This is a genomic window from Chryseobacterium aquifrigidense (assembly GCF_006716485.1).
Classification (GTDB): Bacteria; Bacteroidota; Bacteroidia; order Flavobacteriales; family Weeksellaceae; genus Chryseobacterium; species Chryseobacterium vietnamense.
The window spans coordinates 1,461,810-1,481,207 of sequence record NZ_VFPD01000001.1 but is presented as its reverse complement, the minus strand read 5'-3'; the positions used below and the strand labels follow the sequence as shown (position 1 = coordinate 1,481,207).

Annotated in this window: 23 protein-coding genes; 9 read left to right on the top strand and 14 right to left on the bottom strand. The window is 37.2% G+C overall.

Going from position 1 to position 19,398, the window contains the following annotated elements:
• Window positions 1–16: 16 nt before the first annotated feature.
• The 4 genes from FB551_RS06580 to msrB form a co-directional block, all read right to left on the bottom strand.
• Entirely contained in the window at window positions 17–832 is an 816-nt protein-coding gene (locus FB551_RS06580) for a ferritin-like domain-containing protein (RefSeq protein WP_047430273.1), read from the bottom strand.
• Between the two features lie 24 nt (window positions 833–856).
• Window positions 857–1,567 (bottom strand): ferritin-like domain-containing protein, encoded by a 711-nt coding sequence (locus FB551_RS06575; RefSeq protein WP_142016207.1) that lies wholly within the window; start codon window positions 1,565–1,567, stop codon window positions 857–859.
• Window positions 1,568–1,645: 78 nt separating this feature from the next.
• Entirely contained in the window at window positions 1,646–2,215 is a 570-nt protein-coding gene (locus tag FB551_RS06570) for a fasciclin domain-containing protein (RefSeq protein WP_142016204.1), read from the bottom strand.
• Between the two features lie 115 nt (window positions 2,216–2,330).
• Window positions 2,331–2,846 (bottom strand): peptide-methionine (R)-S-oxide reductase MsrB, encoded by a 516-nt coding sequence (gene msrB / locus FB551_RS06565; RefSeq protein WP_142016200.1) that lies wholly within the window; start codon window positions 2,844–2,846, stop codon window positions 2,331–2,333.
• 90 nt (window positions 2,847–2,936) lie between these two features.
• Between msrB and FB551_RS06560 the strand changes: the two genes are divergently transcribed.
• Complete coding sequence (locus FB551_RS06560; RefSeq protein ID WP_226798633.1) at window positions 2,937–3,506, top strand: RNA polymerase sigma factor; 570 nt, start codon at window positions 2,937–2,939, stop codon at window positions 3,504–3,506.
• Between the two features lies 1 nt (window position 3,507).
• The gene (locus FB551_RS06555; protein WP_142016197.1) at window positions 3,508–4,329 is read left to right on the top strand and encodes an anti-sigma factor; all 822 of its coding nucleotides are present in this window, start codon (window positions 3,508–3,510) and stop codon (window positions 4,327–4,329) included.
• A 92-nt stretch (window positions 4,330–4,421) separates the two neighbouring features.
• On the opposite strand, the gene FB551_RS06550 is transcribed toward FB551_RS06555, so the two are convergent.
• The 3 genes from FB551_RS06550 to FB551_RS06540 all read right to left on the bottom strand — a co-directional run bounded on the left by FB551_RS06550 (window position 4,422) and on the right by FB551_RS06540 (window position 7,442).
• Complete coding sequence (locus FB551_RS06550; protein WP_142016194.1) at window positions 4,422–5,819, bottom strand: alkaline phosphatase; 1,398 nt, start codon at window positions 5,817–5,819, stop codon at window positions 4,422–4,424.
• Between the two features lie 77 nt (window positions 5,820–5,896).
• Window positions 5,897–7,099: a GTP-binding protein gene (locus FB551_RS06545; protein ID WP_142016191.1), complete on the bottom strand. Its 1,203-nt coding sequence runs from the start codon at window positions 7,097–7,099 to the stop codon at window positions 5,897–5,899.
• Between the two features lie 4 nt (window positions 7,100–7,103).
• A complete protein-coding gene (locus FB551_RS06540; RefSeq protein WP_142016187.1) occupies window positions 7,104–7,442 on the bottom strand; it encodes a MerC domain-containing protein in 339 nt (112 codons plus the stop codon).
• A gap of 86 nt (window positions 7,443–7,528) precedes the next feature.
• Here FB551_RS06540 and FB551_RS06535 point away from each other — a divergent pair, with 86 nt between their 5' ends.
• The gene (locus FB551_RS06535) at window positions 7,529–7,918 is read left to right on the top strand and encodes a Fur family transcriptional regulator (protein WP_002979333.1); all 390 of its coding nucleotides are present in this window, start codon (window positions 7,529–7,531) and stop codon (window positions 7,916–7,918) included.
• 57 nt (window positions 7,919–7,975) lie between these two features.
• On the opposite strand, the gene FB551_RS06530 is transcribed toward FB551_RS06535, so the two are convergent.
• The 3 genes from FB551_RS06530 to FB551_RS06520 form a co-directional block, all read right to left on the bottom strand.
• The gene (locus FB551_RS06530) at window positions 7,976–8,461 is read right to left on the bottom strand and encodes a hypothetical protein (RefSeq protein ID WP_047430298.1); all 486 of its coding nucleotides are present in this window, start codon (window positions 8,459–8,461) and stop codon (window positions 7,976–7,978) included.
• A 491-nt stretch (window positions 8,462–8,952) separates the two neighbouring features.
• Window positions 8,953–9,561 (bottom strand): hypothetical protein, encoded by a 609-nt coding sequence (locus tag FB551_RS06525; protein ID WP_142016184.1) that lies wholly within the window; start codon window positions 9,559–9,561, stop codon window positions 8,953–8,955.
• Complete coding sequence (locus FB551_RS06520) at window positions 9,474–10,160, bottom strand: hypothetical protein (RefSeq protein ID WP_142016182.1); 687 nt, start codon at window positions 10,158–10,160, stop codon at window positions 9,474–9,476. The genes FB551_RS06525 and FB551_RS06520 overlap by 88 nt, the downstream gene beginning before the upstream one ends.
• Window positions 10,161–10,363: 203 nt before the next feature.
• Here FB551_RS06520 and FB551_RS06515 point away from each other — a divergent pair, with 203 nt between their 5' ends.
• The gene (locus FB551_RS06515; RefSeq protein WP_142016180.1) at window positions 10,364–10,855 is read left to right on the top strand and encodes a hypothetical protein; all 492 of its coding nucleotides are present in this window, start codon (window positions 10,364–10,366) and stop codon (window positions 10,853–10,855) included.
• Window positions 10,856–10,914: 59 nt separating this feature from the next.
• On the opposite strand, the gene FB551_RS06510 is transcribed toward FB551_RS06515, so the two are convergent.
• The 3 genes from FB551_RS06510 to FB551_RS06500 are packed head-to-tail and all read right to left on the bottom strand — an operon-like array spanning window position 10,915 to window position 12,528.
• On the bottom strand, window positions 10,915–11,142 hold the full coding sequence (locus tag FB551_RS06510; RefSeq protein ID WP_047430305.1) for a hypothetical protein: 228 nt from the start codon (window positions 11,140–11,142) through the stop codon (window positions 10,915–10,917).
• Window positions 11,143–11,160: 18 nt separating this feature from the next.
• Window positions 11,161–11,622, bottom strand: a complete 462-nt coding sequence (locus FB551_RS06505; RefSeq protein ID WP_142016178.1) for an NUDIX hydrolase — start codon at window positions 11,620–11,622, stop codon at window positions 11,161–11,163.
• 51 nt (window positions 11,623–11,673) lie between these two features.
• Window positions 11,674–12,528: an AraC family transcriptional regulator gene (locus FB551_RS06500; RefSeq protein WP_142016175.1), complete on the bottom strand. Its 855-nt coding sequence runs from the start codon at window positions 12,526–12,528 to the stop codon at window positions 11,674–11,676.
• Window positions 12,529–12,618: 90 nt separating this feature from the next.
• On the opposite strand from FB551_RS06500, the gene FB551_RS06495 reads away from it, so the two are divergent.
• The 5 genes from FB551_RS06495 to FB551_RS06475 all read left to right on the top strand — a co-directional run bounded on the left by FB551_RS06495 (window position 12,619) and on the right by FB551_RS06475 (window position 17,257).
• Entirely contained in the window at window positions 12,619–13,599 is a 981-nt protein-coding gene (locus FB551_RS06495; RefSeq protein ID WP_142016172.1) for a polysaccharide deacetylase family protein, read from the top strand.
• Between the two features lie 147 nt (window positions 13,600–13,746).
• Window positions 13,747–14,133 (top strand): DoxX family protein, encoded by a 387-nt coding sequence (locus FB551_RS06490; RefSeq protein ID WP_142016169.1) that lies wholly within the window; start codon window positions 13,747–13,749, stop codon window positions 14,131–14,133.
• Window positions 14,134–14,593: 460 nt separating this feature from the next.
• Window positions 14,594–15,529, top strand: coding sequence for an NAD-dependent epimerase/dehydratase family protein (locus FB551_RS06485; protein WP_142016166.1), 936 nt, complete (start codon window positions 14,594–14,596; stop codon window positions 15,527–15,529).
• 122 nt (window positions 15,530–15,651) lie between these two features.
• Window positions 15,652–16,560: a helix-turn-helix domain-containing protein gene (locus FB551_RS06480; protein ID WP_142016163.1), complete on the top strand. Its 909-nt coding sequence runs from the start codon at window positions 15,652–15,654 to the stop codon at window positions 16,558–16,560.
• Window positions 16,561–16,567: 7 nt separating this feature from the next.
• Window positions 16,568–17,257: a type 1 glutamine amidotransferase domain-containing protein gene (locus tag FB551_RS06475; protein ID WP_226798632.1), complete on the top strand. Its 690-nt coding sequence runs from the start codon at window positions 16,568–16,570 to the stop codon at window positions 17,255–17,257.
• 623 nt (window positions 17,258–17,880) lie between these two features.
• Here the strand turns inward: FB551_RS06475 and FB551_RS06470 are convergent.
• Window positions 17,881–19,398: a TSUP family transporter gene (locus FB551_RS06470; protein WP_142016160.1), complete on the bottom strand. Its 1,518-nt coding sequence runs from the start codon at window positions 19,396–19,398 to the stop codon at window positions 17,881–17,883.

Below are 19,398 nucleotides of genomic sequence, written 5' to 3'. Positions count from 1 at the left end.
ATCATCCAAATCACAACTAAACTATGAAAAGTGAAGCAATAGCCTGCGCATCGCTGCCACTTAAAATTTCGTCATAAGCTGCAGAACCTGCCGCAGCACCAAAAAGCGTTGCCGTGTTGTAGCCTGCCTGATTGGTATTGTCTTCTCCGGCATAAACAGGATTGGTCGCTGAAGGCATACTCCCTCCGTTGGCAAGCTCAATCCATCCTTTGTTGGCTCTCATTCTTCTTACCTGTGAGGCATGCCTTGCTTCAACGGAATGAATTTGTAATGCTGCCTGCAGTACCACCTTATTGGACATTACATTTCCGGCCTGCCCTTTATAAGCCCTTACTCCGGTATCTTCAAAGGCCTGAGCAAGGATAAGAAACTGGTTATAATCTGTAAAAGGCATAAAGTTTCCGCTGGCTGTAAAATCAAATGTGGGCTTATTTCCGGGAGTTGTTCCTAAAGAAGTCAGTGTGCTCTTCAGGAAGCTTACATGAGCGGATTCATGCTTTGAAATCTGCATAAAAACAGTTCTGTCTCCATTGGGAATAAGGCCTGGTGTTGATAATCCTATGCTATAATACTCATTTTCCAGGTATTCAAGTACCAATGCCAGTTGTAAAGCATCTGTCAGTGCACTTTTTAAAGCAGTACCTGTTAATGTTGGTTTTGTAGTTTCTGCTTTGGCAGGAGTAGCCATCAGGGCACCGAGTCCGAGAGGAACGGCTGCTGTAGCTGCTTTTTTCCCGAATAATGAGATATCCGTAATCGTTTCTAATCTTGATGCTTCCTTGGTGAAAAATTTGTCATTAGAAAGCTTATCCAGTAATCTAAGAATATTCATAATGTGAGTTTTTAAGGTGAATGATTAGTTGATACCTCTTTCTTTCCAGGTAAAAGGTGTTTTGATAAATGCTCCGGCAGCCATTACAATATCTTTAGGCTCTTTGGCAAGATCAAGTCCGTTAGCATCTATCACGTCATCTCCTGAAAAATCTGCAGATCCGGGATTGATCAGATTTCTGATGGCAGAAGCATGTCTGGCCTCCACTGAAACTATTTTACCGGCAATAACAAGATAAGCAGGATTGGAAATATATTTCCCAGCTCCATTGTAAGCTGCTACGCCGGTATCTTCTAATGCCTTTGCGGTAGCCAATACCGAATTTCTGTCATTAAAATTCACATTAGGATACTGAAATTCAAGCTTAGGAAGCACATGATCTGTGGCACCACTAATGGCAACTTTGAAGAAATCTCTGTGAATCACCTCATGATGATAGAGATCTGTGAAAACCTCTTTTTCGATACTGGAAATTCCGGTATAAAAGTTATTAACCACTTTTGTATAAAAATCTGCTTCTAACTGTTCCAGAGCATAAGCATAATTTAATACACCTACATCTCCTGTTCCAAGATCATACCTGGATTCTTCTATAATCTGGAAGTCATCATCATCATTACATCCGATGATGGTAAGGCCAGCAATGGCTAATCCTACTCCACCTAATTTTAAAAAGTTTCTTCTGCTGGTATCAAGGGTGGCACCCTGATTAGAAACCTGAATTGTTTTTTTCATACTATTAATTTTTTTAGTGTTAGATATAAAAGAAAGAAAAACAGCACAGTGAATATGCTGTTTGAAATCTTAGAATTATTATGGCATCAATACCGTATCTATTACATGAATCACTCCATTAGATTGGTTCACATCAGCAATCGTTACTTTAGCGCTGTTTCCTTTTGCGTCTTTTATGTAAAGATCTTTCCCTTTGGTCCAGAAAGTAAGATCCTCACCCTGTACAGTTTTCATCATGCTTTTTCCGTTTCCGGCTTTTACAGCAGCCCAAATTTCTTTAGCACTGTATCTTCCTGGCAGAACATGATACGTTAATATACTTGTAAGCATTGTTTTGTTTTCAGGTTTTACAAGGTTTTCTACAGTACCTTTCGGAAGTTTTGCGAAGGCAGCATCTGTAGGTGCCAGTACAGTAAAAGGTCCTGCACCCTGTAGTGTTTCTACCAAACCTGCCGCTTTCACTGCTGCAACAAGGGTTTTGTGATCTTTGGAGTTGACAGCGTTTTCAATAATATTTTTGGATGGATACATAGGAGCTCCTCCTACCATTACTGTTTTTTCTTTCATCGTTTGTGCAGTTACCTTTCCGCTGAAAGCAAATGATAAAGCTACCATTGCTAAAACTGTGATTTTTGAATGTGTGTTCATTGCGTTGATTTTTTAGTTAATTGTATTGGTTGTGTTTTAAAATCATTTACGAGGTTGGTTTTATTTTAGATTGAAAAAAATGAAAATTATTTTTAATTCATTGTAAATCAGTTCGTTATTTTTTATTTGGAATAAATTCCAGACAAATAGAGTTCATGCAGAATCGTTTTCCTGTAGGTTTCGGCCCATCATCAAAGACGTGTCCCAGATGAGAATCGCATCTTCCGCATAGTACTTCTGTACGTTCCATGTGATAAGATGTATCTTTTCTGTATCTGACACTTTTTTTACCAATCGGCTGATAAAAAGAAGGCCAGCCGCAGGTTGTTGCAAATTTGGAGGTTGAAATAAAAAGCGGATTTCCGCATACCGCACAATAGTAAGTTCCTTTTTCATCAAACTCATAATATTTTCCGGTAAAAGCGGTTTCTGTAGCTCCTTCTCTGGCCACCTGATAGAGTTCGGGTTTTAAAATCTTTTTCCATTCACTATTGCTTACTTTCAGTGTATTTTGTGCAGTGTGTGAGTAATATGGATTTTTGCTTTTAAAAAAAGTGCTTTGTGCGTGATAAGTCCCGAAAGATAAGACAGCGCAAAAAGCAAGTATTGTTTTTGAAAATTTTGTTTTCATATTGACTATTTTTTAATTATTTTCTTATTATCATGTACGAAATAAAAGTTGTTGTAGATTTTGTTGGGAATATGTTTTATTTTATTACATTTGACTAGAAAAATAAACGCTATTAAAACAACCTATTCGGAAGAGGAACTTATCGTTTTATTAAAAGAGAAAAACGAAACCGGTTTTCATTATCTGTATGACCACTATTCTGGTGCGCTGTACGGAATTATTCTCCGAATTGTTCAATCTAAAGAATATACAGAAGAAGTTATTCAGGATGTCTTTGTCAAAATATGGAACTCTATCCATCAATATGACGTTTCCAAAGGAAGATTTTATACATGGATGATCAATATTGCCCGGAATACGGCTATTGATTATTTAAAGTCTAAAGGGTTCCAGAATGAACTTAAAAACCAATCACTTCCAGATTTCGTATATAATACTGCAGAGCTTTCAACAGTCAATAATTCATCTGATTATATTGGATTTAATAATGTCCTTGAAGGCCTTGAAGTGGACAAGCAGGAACTCATAAATCTTGCTTATTATCAGGGATATACCCAGCATGAAATATCCGAAAAGCTGAAGATACCGCTGGGAACGGTAAAAACGAAAATGCGGAATGCATTGATGAAATTAAAAGATTTGCTAAAAGATTATCAATAAATTGAACACTAAAGAATACATATCATCCGGAATTATAGAATCTTATATTCTTGGCCATGCTTCTCCTGAGGAAGCGGGGATTTTGGAGTGTGTGATGAAGAATAATGCTGAAGTAAAAGAGGCTTTTGAAGAAGCACAGAAGACTTTGGAACATCTTGCTACAGCTCAGGCTGTAACACCTCCAAGTGATTTGAAAGCTAAAATCTGGAATAAAATTCAGCAGGAACAGACTGTTGAAGAAGTAACTCCTGCTCTTTCAACAGATATCTCTGATGTAAAAACTCACAGGGAAATCACGCAACAGGTCAGAACTCAAACTACGACTCCCTGGAAAACTTATGCAGTGGCAGCTTCGGCATTGTTTCTTGTAAGTGTTGCCGGAAATTTATTCTGGATGAACAGCCAATCTGCCAGTAAGAAAGAAATGTCATTACTGATAGCAGATAAAAAACATCAGGATCAGGCGATGCAGAAGATGAATCAGAAGCTTGATATGTTCTCTAACCCCGATATGCAGATGGTTATGCTGAAAGGTGTAGAAAAGCACACAGAGGCAAAAGCAATGGTTTTCTGGGACAAAAAAACAAAAGAAGTTTATCTGAATGCTGAAAAACTACCTAAAGCGCCTGCAGGAATGCAATATCAGCTTTGGGCGATTGATGAAGGGAAACCTGTAGATGCAGGAATGTACACTGAAGATAAAGACAGTAGGATTGCTTTGGCCAATATACCAAAAGCCCAGGCTTTTGCAATTACGCTTGAAAAAGAAGGCGGAAGCAAAGTCCCTACGATGGAAAATATGTTTGTAATGGGAGGAATTTAAATTCTGTTTACAAAAAAAAAAAAAAAACAAGGCGGACACAATCAATCCGCCTCGTATCTCCCAAATAATTAAATATGAAAAAATATGAATGTCTATACCAAACAGGCCTTCAGCATCAGATCGTGAAGGTCTGTATTTTTAACAAATGGCTGTAAAAGTTCGTTTCCAGGGCCATAAGCAGCTACTTCTACATAATCTCCGGAATGATCCATGCTGATCCATCCTACAGAATTCCTGGTTTTCTGAATTTCTGAATATAATTTAAAAGGCAGTTTTTTATAATTATAAAGTCCTTCTTCTTCTTTTTCAAGTCCGTTGTAAAAACTCAGAAGATGCTTAGCTTCATCATCATTCAGTGTAATTTTATTGCCTTCATAAATCCAGTCTTTAATGTCTTTTACCGAATAATCTTTCTGAATTTTGTTCAGGATATATTCATTGGTATACCGATAGTCTGAAATACTGTTAAACTGCCTGGTGGCTTCTGCTCCATAAATAGTTCCCGGATTGGCATTTCCATGGTCTGTAGTGATGATGACTAAGGTATTCCCGTCTTTTTCGGCAAAATCCATTACTGCCTTTACAGTGTCATCAAATGCCAGCTGATCATGGATAAGAGCGGCTACATCATTGGCATGAGCTGACCAGTCTACTTTTCCGGCTTCTACCTGAAGTACAAAACCTCCGGGATGATCTTTCATCTGATTGATGGCGGTAGTGGCCATTTCAGCAAGAGTTGGTGTATTTTTGTATTCCTGAAGATGTGTTCTGTCAATCGTATAGGGTAATGCTCCCGTACTGAAGATCCCTAATAATTTCTCTCCTTTCTTTATTTCTTTCAGATCATTTTGTGTTTTCAGAATCCGGTATCCTTTTTTGCTGTAAACAGAATAGAGGTCTTTTTTGTCTTCTCTTTTTAAAGGGTTAAAAAATTCGTCTCCACCTCCTAACAGCACATCAAATTCCAGTTCCGCATACATCTCTGCAATTTGAGGTTCAGCATTTCTTTTGGAAGAATTTATACAGAATCCGGCGGGGGTAGCATGAGTAATGGTTACCGTAGTTACACAGCCGGCTTTCTTTCCTGCTTTTTTGTACTTCTGCCATATCGGAAGATGTTTTTCTCCGTTAGCTCCCATGTTCAAAACTCCATTTTTTACTCGGATTCCTCCTCCAAAAGCTGAGCTTGCGGCAGCAGAATCTGTAACGATAGAACTTGCTGAAGCCGTATCCATTAAAGCACGGGTAACCTTTTTGTCGTGATACAGATTAAGCCAGTTACTTCCTTTTCCTAAAATATTCCTAGAATACAGATCTGCCATTGAAAGCGTTCCGAGACTCATTCCATCGCTTACCATAAAGATGATGTTCTTTGCTTTTCCTGCCCGGGGATTTTCACTCGTTTTCCCGAAGCTCCAGAGATCAGACGGTGATAAGGTCAATAACCCTGAAAGTAGTGCAGATCCTTTTAGAAATTTTCTTCTGTCCATATTGTTTTGAAATAATGCTGTAAGTTATTGTAATTAATTTTTTATCGTAACTTTGTTGCATTAATTAAAAGTTAATTTTAAATATTTTCTGGAAACGGATCTTCAAAACTTTGGTTTTTATCAAACCGTTCCTTTTCCCTTTCATTAATAAGACATTGCTGAAGATCTGTTAACATCTGTTCTTTATCCAGATTCTGCCCGATAAACACCAGTTCATTAATTCTGTCGCCCCAGTTTTTGTCCCATCTGCTTTCTATAAACTTTTGGTTTTCTACAAATGAAGAATATTGCAGCCTATGGTTCATAGGCATACTACTCCACCAGACTCCTGCTTTTTCCAGACGAAAAGAACCTCCTGCCTGGGAAAAATTCAATGCATCGTTGGGTCTTGAGGCCAACCAGAACAAGCCTTTCGTTCTGATGGTTCCCTCGGGATAATGATGATTCAGATATTCCCACAGTCTCATCGGATGAAAGGGCTTTTTATCTCTGAAAACAAGTGAACTTATCCCGTATTCTTCAGTTTCCGGGGTATGATGATCAGATTGCAGCTCTTTTTGCCAGCCTGCGGATGACTGTGCCTTATCAAAATCGAAAAGCCGGGTATTTAAAATCTTTTGGGGATCAATTTTTCCAAACTCAGAATGTAAAAGATCTGCGCCGGGATTCAGTTTTCGGATTGCTGCTTTTAAAAAGCCAAGTGTTTCAGTATTGATAAGATCTGTTTTGTTTAAAATAATCACGTTGGCAAATTCAATCTGATCGGTAAGAAGATTCACAATTGTTCTGTAATCGTCTTCCATATCAGTGAGATCGCGGTCCAGCAGTAGTTCATCAGAACCAAAATCCTTCATGAAATTGAAACAGTCTACCACAGTTACCATCGTATCTACATAGCTGAAACGGGACAGATCTATTCCGCTCTCTTCATCAATATAAGTGAAGGTTTGGGCAACAGGAATGGGTTCGCTGATACCTGTACTTTCAATAAGGAGATAATCAAAACGGTTTTCATGGGCAAGACGTTCCACTTCTACCATAAGATCTTCGCGGAGTGTACAGCAGATGCATCCGTTACTCATTTCCACCAGCTTTTCTTCTGTTCTGGAAAGGGTATTTTGATTTTCAACAAGCCGTGCATCAATATTAATTTCGCTCATATCATTTACTATCACAGCTACCTTTAAGCCTTGCTTGTTGTGCAGAATATGATTCAGTAAAGTTGTTTTACCAGCTCCCAGAAAGCCGCTGAGCACCGTTACAGGAAGTTTCTTCGTCATGATTTTAATGTTTATGATTTTTAAAATTGATAATATGGCCTGTAATCAATCCGGCAGCTCCGATATAAATCAGAGGAAGATGAACTTCAAAGAGAAAATCTGTCAATATAGAAATGAAAATAAGGCTTAGGGATATCCAGAACAGAAATTTCAACCATCGGTTTTCCATTTTTTTCGTTATTCTGAATACAACAACGGCTCCAATGAAAAGGAAAGCCAAATCAATATAGGGGTTATGGGATATTCCCAAGGGAACAATCAATAATAGAGGAAAGACGATACAATGAATCAGGCATAAAACAGCAGCGGAGATTCCTACAGCATCAAGAATTTTTGACTTCATAATAGTAAGGATTAATTTTCTTATCGTAACTTTGTTGCAAAAGTAGAGATAAAAAATTAAATAACGCAACTTTGTTGCATTAAAATATGAAACAGGTCAGAAATACTCACGCCAAAACTGAAATTTTAAACCTTATCAATGGTTCAGATGTGGCCCTTACCCATTCTGATATTCAGAAGAAACTGGGAGATTTGTGCAATAGAGTAACCATTTACAGGGTGCTGGAAAGGCTTGAAAATGAAGGTGCTATACACAAAATCGTCAATATTGACGGTGTAGTGAATTTTGCGAAGTGCAGTGGAAAGTGTACGCATGAACAGCATTTTCACAATCATGTGCATTTCAACTGTAAGGAATGTCATTCCGTTACATGTATTGAAAACGCTATTCCGGAAATCAGTTTACCGGAACATTTTATCGCACAGGAATATAATTTTATTATCAGCGGGATATGCCCGAAATGTGCTGATGCTTAAAAGTAATAAGGCAGAAAAGAGAATTCTGATCTGCCCTTTTATGGAAATAGAAATTCTTTATAAAGAAGAAATATAGACTTCTATTTTGGTTCCGTCATAATTGAAGGTTCCATCAGAGTTCTTTTTACCCAGTACCCATTTCATATCTACAGGTACATTCCATGCTGATCCTAATGAAAATCCGTTAACAGATCTGATTTCGTTTCCGTTTCCCGTAGTAATAGCCGAATGAAAGAATGTTTTATCGATAAGCCTGTAAAAACCAATGGCTTTGCCTGCCGGAATGGGTGTATATCCATCCCACTTTTCTCCCGCAGGATAATTGAATAGGGTTAACCACTTCTGTCCTGCTGATTGTGCAAGCTGGCTAGGACTGATGCTGGCACCCCGCATATATAATGCATATGCTACCACATCATGACATACTCCACTGTTGTATTTAGAAATATTCTCTTCCCCTGAAAGAATAGCGTGGGCAACGGGTGCCCTTTCAGATAGAGATAGCTGAGCCTTTCTGGCTCCTTCCGGTGTTATAAATGACATATTGTAATATTTTGGTTGGTGACGTAAAGATACAGCTTTAAAATTTAATCACTTATGTTGGAAAATATTTCAAGTTTTGGCTAAAGCCCTTGATAGGGTCATTAATCAATAAGCGGGTTAAAACCCGCTTCTATTGATACATAAACCAGATATTATATCTGAGAGCGGTATGATTATTCAATAGGAACGGGCTTTAGCCCGTTCTAATAATTACATACAGATGGATCAGCTTTAGCCGAAACCTAACGTAGACTACATTTTGCAGAAGCCTTAAAACTACTTTTATTGATATTAATCCGGTATCATATCTGAGAACGGTACGAATATTCAATAGGAACGGGCTTTAGCCCGTTCTAACAATTGCATACAGAGAGATCGGCTTCAGCCGAAACTTAATATCGTATAGGTTCGGCTGAAGCTCTTGGAATGGAAGATAATAAAATAAGCGGGTTAAAACCTGCTTCTATTGATCAATATGATTAACAGTTCATTTAACAATAATACATGCATTCATAGCTGAAAAGTTTCCCATCTTTAAATGTGAAAATAAAAAGCCCTGCATCACCATTCTGAATGTAATATTCGTGTGGAGAAGAAATCCATCGGGCAGACAGCATATCACCAAAACGGGTCACAAAATTCTTTTCATCATAATGGGAATCCATACGTTCATTTCCTAACACTATAGTTTCACCATTACTGAAGGACATTTTGTAGATACTTCCGGAAACTTTTCCTTTATATTCTTCAAAAGCAATAATGATATTGGGTGTTCTGTAAAAATATTGAGGTTCCCAGCCACATTCCGGCACATTAGGAATATCCTTCACTTTCTGCATCTGTAGCTGTTTCATCTGTTCGTCTGTAATTTTTCCGTCAAAAAGGGAGGTTTCCTTCCATATAAAATGCAGATTCAAAGCTTTTAATTTTTTTTCATAGGCTTCTGTTCCCGGTCTTTTTGCGAATTGATCTGCCAGAAGGAGTTCAAAGTCGATATCGATCTTTGGATTTTCTACGCCGGTATTAGATTCTTTCCAATATTGTAAGGCCTGTTTAAGGTTTTTATCCTCAATCCATGCAATTTCACGAAGTCTTCCCACCTGGGCCAATTCTTTCTCCTTGTTTTACCTTTCACTGCAAGATAATCTTTCAGAATTTTGTCGTAGGTAAGTTCGGTTCCCAGATATTTCATTTGAATATATTCAGGATTCTCATGAAAATGGTCACCTATATAGATCCAGCCGTCCTCATATAAAGGAACATAATCAATACAGACCAATTCATTTAAGGCGGCTCTTCTTACTGGAATGCTTTCTGTTGTTGGTTCTTTTCGTACACGCAGCTCAGATACCTGCACATAAAAATGGGGACATTGGTATCCCTCTTTTCCTCTATAAAAATACTGAGCGGGTTCACCAGCAGACTTTTTCCCACGCATGCTTTTTTGTAATGGCTGACGGTCAATAAAGCCAATATCACCGTTGCTTACCTGTACTTTGTATTTGGTTTGGGTAGAATCCAGAACATAAACGGGAGCTTCAGTAGAGAAGATTCCCAAAATATCTTTGCTTTTTTCATTTTCACGATAAAGGTGTCCCCATTCCGAAGTATAAACCGGGTGCTGGCCAGGATTCTGAGCTATAATATTATAAAAGCAGCACTGAAAAACGCCCGCTGCCAGAAGTATCTTATTCAACATATTGTAATGTGTATCTGTAAAAGCTTTTATGTCTTTCACAAAGGAGTTCTATGGTTATTCCTCCAAAAATAATGAAAAATGAGGGGATGTCCTAAACTTATTGTTATTCAGAATGGGTATAAATTCCATCCTATTCATCTGTTTCCATTGGGTAGCGTAAATAAAAATACTATTTTTATCGCCCAAAAAAGTAAAAACTCATTATGCCGACTGATGCTTCTCATAAGCTGATTCCGATGACCACTTTCGTGCTGGAATATTATTCACATGAAGGATATGCCGATCTTCAGATTTTGAATCTGATGAATAATTATGCCAATTTTTTAAAAAAGCGTTTGACTCTTGGAATGTTTGTTCCCTTAGATCGTGAAGGAAATATTCTGAAAGAACCAAAGAATTATACTGCATGGAAATCTCTGAATCATAATGACGGGAAAAGAACGGATGTTGCAGGATTTGAAGAATACGCAGAATACCAGAAGGCAGAGCAGAACTGTATGTTCGAAGGTTTTCAAGTTGACTATAACGGATATTCAAAAGTTCGTATTACAGCTGCCTATGATGCATCGATAGAGCTTTCTTTCAATAAAAATGACCTGCTTCCTTCAGGATTTAATGATGTAGAATCACTTACGGTATTTGATGATATATTCTTGACATCCAGCGCGTTAAAAGCAATCGGAATAATAAGGTAAAACTTTAGATATAATAAAAAACGTTTATCAGGTGATAAACGTTTTATTTTTTTGATATACTATCTTACACATTCTCCTGAATGGCAGTGATATCCTGAAGGACACAGCCCGTTGATGCAAGGGCCCGCAGCATCAGGATAACATCTTTCATCTGCACGGCAATGGGAATGAGGCGGGCATAGGGAAAGCAGGTTTCCAAGGCAAACGCCTACAGGAAGAGGGAGATTAAGTTCAATACCGATTTCTCCGATAATGTTTTTCAATGTTCTTCTGTTTAATTTTTTCATGGTCTTTGTTTTAAGGTGTTATTGATTTTTTATGATACTTTCAAGCTCTATGATAAAATCTTTTTGTGCAGTATTTATGCGTTTCCGTGCTTCTTCTGAAGAAAACCATTCCCATTGATCTACTTCGGGAACTTCCAATATTTTACCGGATTTGGGTGGCCATTCTAAAGGGAAAGTATTGCTGTAAAGGGCTATCGTTTCAAGATCACTTTCTAAAGCCCAGGCATAAACGGTTTTTCCTCCTTTCTGTTTAATGGGTGATAATTCGATAAACTTCCCATCTATTGTTTTACCGGTTTCTTCTTTAAATTCTTTCAAAGCACGCTCCAATAAACTTTCATCAGGAGAAACTTCTCCTTTAGGAATAGACCACGATCCCAGGTCTTTACTTTTCCAGAAAGGACCGCCGGGATGTACCAGAAAGTAATACAGATTGTCTTTTTCCTTTTTAAACAGCAAAATCCCTGCGCTTATTTTCATAGACTTAAAGATTTGATTATTAAAGGTATGAAAAATATATAAACCTCATGATCAATAAGATAATCCTTTCTTTTTAAACTCAGAAGGAGACATTTCTTTATACGTTTTGAATATTTTATTGAAATGACTGGCATCATTGAACCCCAGCTTGTCAGCAATTTCACTGATATTATAATGACTCTGAAGTAAAAGTTTTTCAGCCGTTTTTATTTTATGCTGCATGATGTGCTGCTGTATGGAGAAACCTGTCTGTTTTTTGATATAAATGCTGATATAATTGGGAGAAAGCATAAACTCTTTGGCCAGATTTTCAATTTTCATTTTATCTGGATCTAAAGCATTGATGTTGATATAGTACAAGATCCTTTCAATTCTGCTTAAGTTTTGAGTAAGCCAGTTTTTAGCCGTGATATTGCTCATCGTGTTCCGGATCAGAATCGTAATAATGGCGGAAAACAGATCTGAGCTTATCTCTTTATTATAAGTGTTTTTATGACTGAACTCGTATAGAAGAATCCGGGCCAGCTGTAACAGATGTTCCCTGTCCGTTTTACATTTGATCACCGATTCGTATACAAAAGAATGATCTTCCATCAGAAGCTGGACCACTTTTTTCAACTCATTCTTCTTGTTGGAGAGTAGATTTTCCCAGATGTATTGTTCTGTAAATTTTATATAAATGAACCGTGTTTTATGGGTAATGGAAAATTCATGCCCGTCGCTGGGGCGCAGGAGAAAAACATCTCCTTTTTGGTAGGGGAAAGTAATATTGTTGAGGTGGTGAAATCCTTTTCCCTTTTCTATGATAATCAGTTCATAAAAGTTATGATTGTGATACTCAACGTCCCAGTTTTCTTTTTCGATGCTGAAAACATTAAAGGAATTGAAATTAACGATTCGTTTCATGAAAAATGGATTTTTACAAATTTACCATTAATTTTTACAATATATTATGATTCATTATTGATCAATTTTGTCTTATTAAATACATTCAAAATGAAATACATAAAACAATCTGTTCTATTGCTTGCTTCAACAATTGTTCTGATGTCTTTTTCTGATCATAATAAAGATAAAAGAGCAAAAAAAGATCAACACGAAACACAGACTTCAGCAAAAAAATACTGGCCTAATGGGGCTCAGCTGGTGATTTCCGTTTCCATGCAGTTTGAAACTGGTGGACAGCCTGAGGGCGCAGAAAGTCCTTTCAGTGGAACTCCCCTTCCTAAAGGGCAACCCGATCTTCCGGCAGAAAGCTGGTATCGTTACGGAGGAAATGAAGGAATTTACAGAATGCTGGATCTGTGGAAAAAATACGACATCAAAGTAACGTCGCATGTCGTGGGAACAGCCGCAGAAAAATATCCGGAAGTGGCTAAAGCGATTGCGAACGGAGGCCATGAAATTGCCGCCCATGGAATTGCCTGGGACAATCAATGGAACAAGAATTATGCTGACGAGTTGAATTTTGTGAAACAAGGCGTAGATGTTGTTGAAAAAATTACAGGTAAGAAAGCGGTAGGTTATAATGCTAATTGGCTGAGAAGAGGCCCGAATACGCTTAAAGTTTTACAGGAACTGGGATTCTTGTACCACATAGATGATCTGAGCCATGATGAGCCTTTCATTACCAAAGTAAAAGGGAAAAATTTTGTCGTAATCCCTTACACATTACGGAATAATGATATTGTCAATATTGAAGGAAAACACTGGAGCCCCGATCAGTTTTTGACTCAGTTGAAATTTGAATTCGACCGTCTGTATGAAGAAGGAGCTTCCAAAAGAAGAATGATGAGTATTAGCTTTCACGACAGAATCGGTGGAACTCCCGCAATGATGCATGCCATGGAAGAATTTATAAAATATACCAAAGAAAAGCAAGGGGTAGTCTTTATGAGAAAAGATGATATTGCTAAAATGGTGATGAATGATCCTGATACTCCTGTTGATAACAGTGAAGAAAAGTTTAATAAGTAAGGAAGCTGGAAGCTTGAGGAAGGAAGTGATTGAAGTACGTAAAAACAAATTACAGAATAAGAAATAAATGATAAACACAATAAAAGTGAATAACATATATAACTTCTAGCCTCAAACATCCCTCTTCTAACCAAAAAATACTACTATATGAATACAAAAACAGCTTATTTTTTCCTTCGTGTGTCGATGGGAATCAATCTTTTAGGACACGGATTAGTCCGTTTGGTGAAACTACAGGATTTTGCATCAGGAATGATGAAAGGTTTTGAAACAAGCTGGCTGCCGCAGCCAATGGTTCATCTTTTTAGTGTCACTCTCCCCTTTCTCGAATTTACAATTGGCTTTCTGCTGACCATTGGCTTTAAAACCCGTATTGCCACTATGGCCGGAGCATCGCTGATAATTCTGCTGCTTTTTGGTAGCAGTACGGTTGAAAACTGGGAAGCAATGGGTATTCAGATGATCTATGCCGGATTGTTCTACATTCTGATCAGCAGAATTAAAGATAATTACCTGACTTTGGACCAAAAATAAAGATCAGTAAGGCTGAGAGAGTAAAGAATTATACCTGATTATTATAAAGTTGTTTAAACTTCACCAAACCACAAAAGTCACAAAAGGTATCATTTTAAAGCACTTAAGTTATTTAAGTAAGTTTAAAATGATACCGCAGGAAAGTTCACATAAGATGAAAATCTTTGATTTTCACAAAACTTAGGGTGTACTTATTACGCATAAGGTTTGGCTCTGAAAAAATTGAAGTGTTTAAGACTTTTGTGCCTTTTGTGGTTAAAATAATGATTCAATGCTGTATTTTTACTTTCTCAGCATTATTTTTTATGTTTCTTTCGCTCTTCAGAGATTATGTTACAACTTCCATGGATTCAGTTACTCTGTTTTTATAATTATGCCCGAATTTTGTATCATAAATAGAAGCAGCTGAAAATATCTTGTTTATTTTCAATGGAATACATAACCCTCAAAATAGAAAATGATGCAAACTATATTAGGAGCCAATGGCCAGATTGGTGAAGAACTGGCAAGAGAACTGAAAAGAAATTACACTTCAGATATCCGTATTGTCAGCAGAAATGCCAAAAAAGTAAATGATACAGATACTGCTTTCTCAGCAGATTTATCAGACAGAGAAAAAGCAATAGAAGCTGTGAAAGGAAGTGAAATCGCTTATTTTACCCTTGGCCTTCCTATGGATACGGATTTATGGGAAAGACAGTTTCTGAACATCATGAAAAATGTTATTGAAGCCTGTAAAATCAACGGAACAAAGCTGGTATATTTTGATAATACTTATATGTATCCTCAAAATAATGAGATGTTAACAGAGCAAACCAGATTCGCTCCTGTGGGAAGAAAAGGAATGATAAGAAAACAGATGACAGAAATGCTTTTAAAAGAAATGAAAGCCGGAACCATAGAAGCTGTTATCTGCAGAGCTCCTGAATTTTATGGTCCCGGAAAAACTCAGAGTATTACCAATAGTCTTATTTTCAATGCTATTAAAGAGGATAAGAAACTCAAAGTTCCTTTGAGAGATGATAAGATAAGAAGCCTGATCTGGACCCCTGATGCCAGCCGTGCCACTGCTTTGATCGGAAATACACCCGATGCCTACGGACAGACATGGCATTTACCGGTAGATGATCATAAGCTGAATTATAAAGAATTTATTGCTTTTGCTTCTCAGGTTTATGGAAAAGAATTCAGGTATTCTGTAATCCCGAAACTGTTTTTTACAATAGGATCTTTATTCAACAAAAATGCAAAAGAATTACTGGAACTGCTTCCGAGATATCAACATGACAACCTTTTTGATGACTCAAAATTCAGAAAGAGATTCCCGGAATTTGCGGTGACGACTTACAGACGAGGAATTGAGCAGATCAAAAAAGAACAGCAATCAGCAAAATAATTTCGTTAAAATAAGTAACTTAGAAACACCAATACCACAACCGAAAGGCAAAATATTCCCCTCCTTCGCAGGGGTGGCGAAAATTCAAAGAATTTTTGACGGGGTGGTAAAAAAGAAATAAAATGAAAGCTCCTGAAAAAGTAAACTCCATCACTGCATTACACAGATACCTGAATCTGAAAAGGCCTTCCAACCCTTTGATCAGTGTCTTTGATTTTAATGAAGTGAATATTGATCCTGAAACTATTTTAAGTTCAGTGACAACGGATTTTTATGTAGTTTCCATTAAAAAGGATTGTGCAGGCAGATGCAAATACGGACAGCATTATTATGATTTCCAAGATGGGATTATGTATTTTATTGCTCCCCACCAGGTATTGCAGTTTGAAGATATTCTGCTTTCCGAAGTAAGAGGAAGCGTGCTGGTTATTCACCCTGACTTTCTGCAGGGATATCCGTTAGCTTCTGTAATAAAAGATTATGGCTACTTCTCCTATACTGCAAATGAAGCTTTGTATCTCTCCGAAAAAGAAGAAAAATCCGTAACGGATATCATGGATAATATCAGCAGGGAGATAGAAGCTAATATGGATGGTTTCACCCAGGATTTACTGGTATCCAATATCGATTTGCTGTTAAAATACTGTGACAGATTCTACAACCGCCAGTTTTTAACCCGAAAAAAGGTGAACCATGACCTTTTGAGTCAGCTGGAAAATCTGCTCGATGATTATTTTAAAGATGAAAAATTATTGATTAATGGTATTCCTACCGTACAGTTTATGGCGTCACAGATGAATATCAGTCCTAATTATTTGAGCGATATGCTAAAAGTGCATACAGGACAGACTACCCAGCAGCATATCCAGAACAGAGTAATAGAAAAGGCGAAAGAACTGCTTTCAACCACAATACTATCTGTTTCTGAGATTGCGTATAATTTAGGATTTGAACATCCACAGTCTTTCCATCGTTTATTTAAAAATCAAACTGCTGTTTCACCGTTAGAATTCAGGAAATCTTTTAATTAATACTATCATGATGAAAAAAATACTGCTAATCGTAACGAACGTAGATCAATATGCCAGCGGCAACTTTAAAACAGGCTTATGGCTGAGCGAGCTTACCCATATTTATCACGCTGCCAGGGGGAAAGGATGGCAGATTAACATAGCTTCCCCGAAAGGCGGAAATACTCCCGTTGATCCGGAAAGCCTTAAACCTCTGGTCCTGGATGGAATTTCAAAAAAATATTATGAAAATCCAGGGTTTATGAATGAACTAGCACATACAAAAAGCCTCAATGAGGTAAAGAATGAATCTTTCGACTGCATTTATTTGGCTGGAGGGCATGGAACAATGTATGACTTTCCTGATAATACAACGCTACAGATTATATTAAGAGACCAATATGAAAATAATAAAATGGTCGCAGCGATCTGTCATGGAGTTGGAGGATTAGTGAGCGTAAAGCTTTCTGATGGAGAATACATGATCAAAGGTAAAAATATTACGGGATTTGACTGGTTTGAAGAAACATTGGCAAGAAGAAAAAATGAAGTTCCCTTTAATCTTGAGGCAGCCCTTAAAGAACGAAATGTACATTACAAAAAAGCATTTATTCCAATGACTTCCAATGTTGTGGTGGATGGTAATTTGATCACGGGACAAAATCCGTTCAGCTCTAAAGAAATGGCTAAAGTGGTAATTCGTGAACTTGAAAAGTAAAAGCGGACAATGATATAATGTATTTAAATTTCTTTAAAATATGCAATTAAAACGCAAAGTTTAAAGATGTATGCTTTTTAATAAAGTGAGCAAAGATTACGACTGTGTCGTTGATGAAGCTTTGGATTATACACCACTTAAAAGAATCAATTGCAAAATCTAAATAATTGATGAGAGACTAAGATATCCTGTATTTAATTTTATCGAAGATAAAATCCTTGCGCCTTATAGCAGCCTTTTTTAATCATGTTGCGCCTTTGCGTTATAAAAATATTTACGAAAAAGCATACAAAACAATAAAAAAAAACGCAAAGTTTAAAGTATTTGAAGATTTTTACTAAAGTCAGCAAAGAGTCGCGACCATGTCGCTGATGAAGCTTTGGACTATACATACGCTTAAAAAGAATCAATTTATTGATTTCTGACTTTGCTTCCTTGAATTATAGATTAGCAATTAGATTCTTTGCGTTTTAAAACATTCAAAATAAGAAAACGCAAAGTTTTAATGGTTTCAGATTTTTACTAAAAATGAGTAATGATAGTGTCAATACACTGCATCATTAATTTTCCCCCCTGATGCCTCAAAATAAAGTAAAACATTAAAATCTCTGCGTTTAATTTTTTTATGACAAAAAAGACTTTGTTATTGTAACAAGACTCATCAGAATAACCACAATTCCTACCACAACAAACATTTTCTTTGTAGGAAGTTTTGCCGTAAGCATCGCAGAAAACGGAGCCGTAAAAACACCACCCAATAAAAGTCCTAAAACAATATTCCAGTGATGAATTCCAATAGTGAAAATAAATGTTATTGCACTTGTTACAGTTAGTAAAAACTTGGCTACAGTGGAGCTTCCCACGACATAACGGGGGATCCTTCCCTCTTTGATAAGCGTTCCGGTTACCAAAGGTCCCCAGCCGCCACCAGCAAAAGAATCTATAAAACCTCCTGCCAATCCTAATATTCTGAGATTGGTTCTGCGTTTGGTTTTTGCTTGTCCTGATTTTTTATCCTTAAATGCATTTCGTAAGATATTAATTCCAAGATACAAGGTGTAACAGGCAATAATAGGCTTTACAATATGAGCATAATGTTCCCCGTAATGAGACAGCGTTAATGCACCGATAACAGAACCTACAATAGCCAGCGGGAATAATACCCACACCATTTTCTTATTGACATTTCCCAGTTTGTAATGGCTGAAACTTCCTGCTGCTGTGGTAAAGGATTCCGCAGAGTGGATGCTTGCACTCACAACAGGTGGTGGAACATTCAGCAGTAAAAGGATGGTGGTACAGATCACTCCATAGCCCATTCCCATAGATCCGGCGACAATTTCCGCCATAAAGCCTGCAAACAGCATCCAGTAAAAGATATGACCGTCTTTGTTCAGAAAATATTGGAGGTCATCTGAAAGATTAAACTGATAGACCATAAGCCCAAATAACCCGAAAAGAAGTAAAACACCAATAATTGCGAGATAAATATTAGCTTTTCTTTGGGCTGTTTTTGTAATATTAATCAGTTTTTCAATTTCCATATCCGGTTTTGAAGAAGCTTTTCCATCGGACAGATATTCCGTAGTGATTTTGTTGAGTTCCTTCACTTTATAATTGAAATCTCCGGTCAGTTTGTTCCGGATATGCTGCATATTATCCAACACATGATCCATTTCATCAGGAATGACTTCGGTAAAGGTTTCCCTTAATCTTTTGGCGATGGTAGGAGATTTTCCGTTGGTAGAAATGGCAATTTTAAGACTTCCTTTTTTGACAATGGAACCTAAATAAAAATCACACAGATCAGGCTTGTCAGCAATATTCACCAATACATTTTTTTGCTGGGCTTTTCCCCTGATTTCTCCTGCCAGTTCAATATTATTTACTGCAATAATGGCAAGATCGGCATCATTAAAATCATGCTCATCGTAGCCTCTTTCATGCAGGGTTAGATTAGAAAATTCATGTTGTAAGGCTCTGACCTCAGGAATAATTTCTTTCGCCACCAGTTTGATGAAAGTATCCGGAGAGTTTCCCAATACAGACTCCAGTTTTTCAAGGGCAACCTTGCCACCGCCAATGATCAGCAGTGACAGGTTTTCAAGTTTTAAAAATATGGGATATAAAGAATTGCTCAT

Excerpts from the sequence above, each read along its gene's own strand:
- FB551_RS06580 (WP_047430273.1), bottom strand. The coding sequence starts at position 832 with ATGAATATTCTTAGATTACTGGATAAGCTTTCTAATGACAAATTTTTC.
- FB551_RS06575 (WP_142016207.1), bottom strand. The coding sequence starts at position 1,567 with ATGAAAAAAACAATTCAGGTTTCTAATCAGGGTGCCACCCTTGATACC.
- FB551_RS06570 (WP_142016204.1), bottom strand. The coding sequence starts at position 2,215 with ATGAACACACATTCAAAAATCACAGTTTTAGCAATGGTAGCTTTATCA.
- msrB (WP_142016200.1), bottom strand. The coding sequence starts at position 2,846 with ATGAAAACAAAATTTTCAAAAACAATACTTGCTTTTTGCGCTGTCTTA.
- FB551_RS06550 (WP_142016194.1), bottom strand. The coding sequence starts at position 5,819 with ATGGACAGAAGAAAATTTCTAAAAGGATCTGCACTACTTTCAGGGTTA.
- FB551_RS06545 (WP_142016191.1), bottom strand. The coding sequence starts at position 7,099 with ATGACGAAGAAACTTCCTGTAACGGTGCTCAGCGGCTTTCTGGGAGCT.
- FB551_RS06540 (WP_142016187.1), bottom strand. The coding sequence starts at position 7,442 with ATGAAGTCAAAAATTCTTGATGCTGTAGGAATCTCCGCTGCTGTTTTA.
- FB551_RS06535 (WP_002979333.1), top strand. The coding sequence starts at position 7,529 with ATGAAACAGGTCAGAAATACTCACGCCAAAACTGAAATTTTAAACCTT.
- FB551_RS06530 (WP_047430298.1), bottom strand. The coding sequence starts at position 8,461 with ATGTCATTTATAACACCGGAAGGAGCCAGAAAGGCTCAGCTATCTCTA.
- FB551_RS06520 (WP_142016182.1), bottom strand. The coding sequence starts at position 10,160 with ATGTTGAATAAGATACTTCTGGCAGCGGGCGTTTTTCAGTGCTGCTTT.
- FB551_RS06515 (WP_142016180.1), top strand. The coding sequence starts at position 10,364 with ATGCCGACTGATGCTTCTCATAAGCTGATTCCGATGACCACTTTCGTG.
- FB551_RS06510 (WP_047430305.1), bottom strand. The coding sequence starts at position 11,142 with ATGAAAAAATTAAACAGAAGAACATTGAAAAACATTATCGGAGAAATC.
- FB551_RS06505 (WP_142016178.1), bottom strand. The coding sequence starts at position 11,622 with ATGAAAATAAGCGCAGGGATTTTGCTGTTTAAAAAGGAAAAAGACAAT.
- FB551_RS06500 (WP_142016175.1), bottom strand. The coding sequence starts at position 12,528 with ATGAAACGAATCGTTAATTTCAATTCCTTTAATGTTTTCAGCATCGAA.
- FB551_RS06495 (WP_142016172.1), top strand. The coding sequence starts at position 12,619 with ATGAAATACATAAAACAATCTGTTCTATTGCTTGCTTCAACAATTGTT.
- FB551_RS06490 (WP_142016169.1), top strand. The coding sequence starts at position 13,747 with ATGAATACAAAAACAGCTTATTTTTTCCTTCGTGTGTCGATGGGAATC.
- FB551_RS06485 (WP_142016166.1), top strand. The coding sequence starts at position 14,594 with ATGCAAACTATATTAGGAGCCAATGGCCAGATTGGTGAAGAACTGGCA.
- FB551_RS06480 (WP_142016163.1), top strand. The coding sequence starts at position 15,652 with ATGAAAGCTCCTGAAAAAGTAAACTCCATCACTGCATTACACAGATAC.
- FB551_RS06475 (WP_226798632.1), top strand. The coding sequence starts at position 16,568 with ATGATGAAAAAAATACTGCTAATCGTAACGAACGTAGATCAATATGCC.
- FB551_RS06470 (WP_142016160.1), bottom strand. The coding sequence starts at position 19,398 with ATGAGCAATTCTTTATATCCCATATTTTTAAAACTTGAAAACCTGTCA.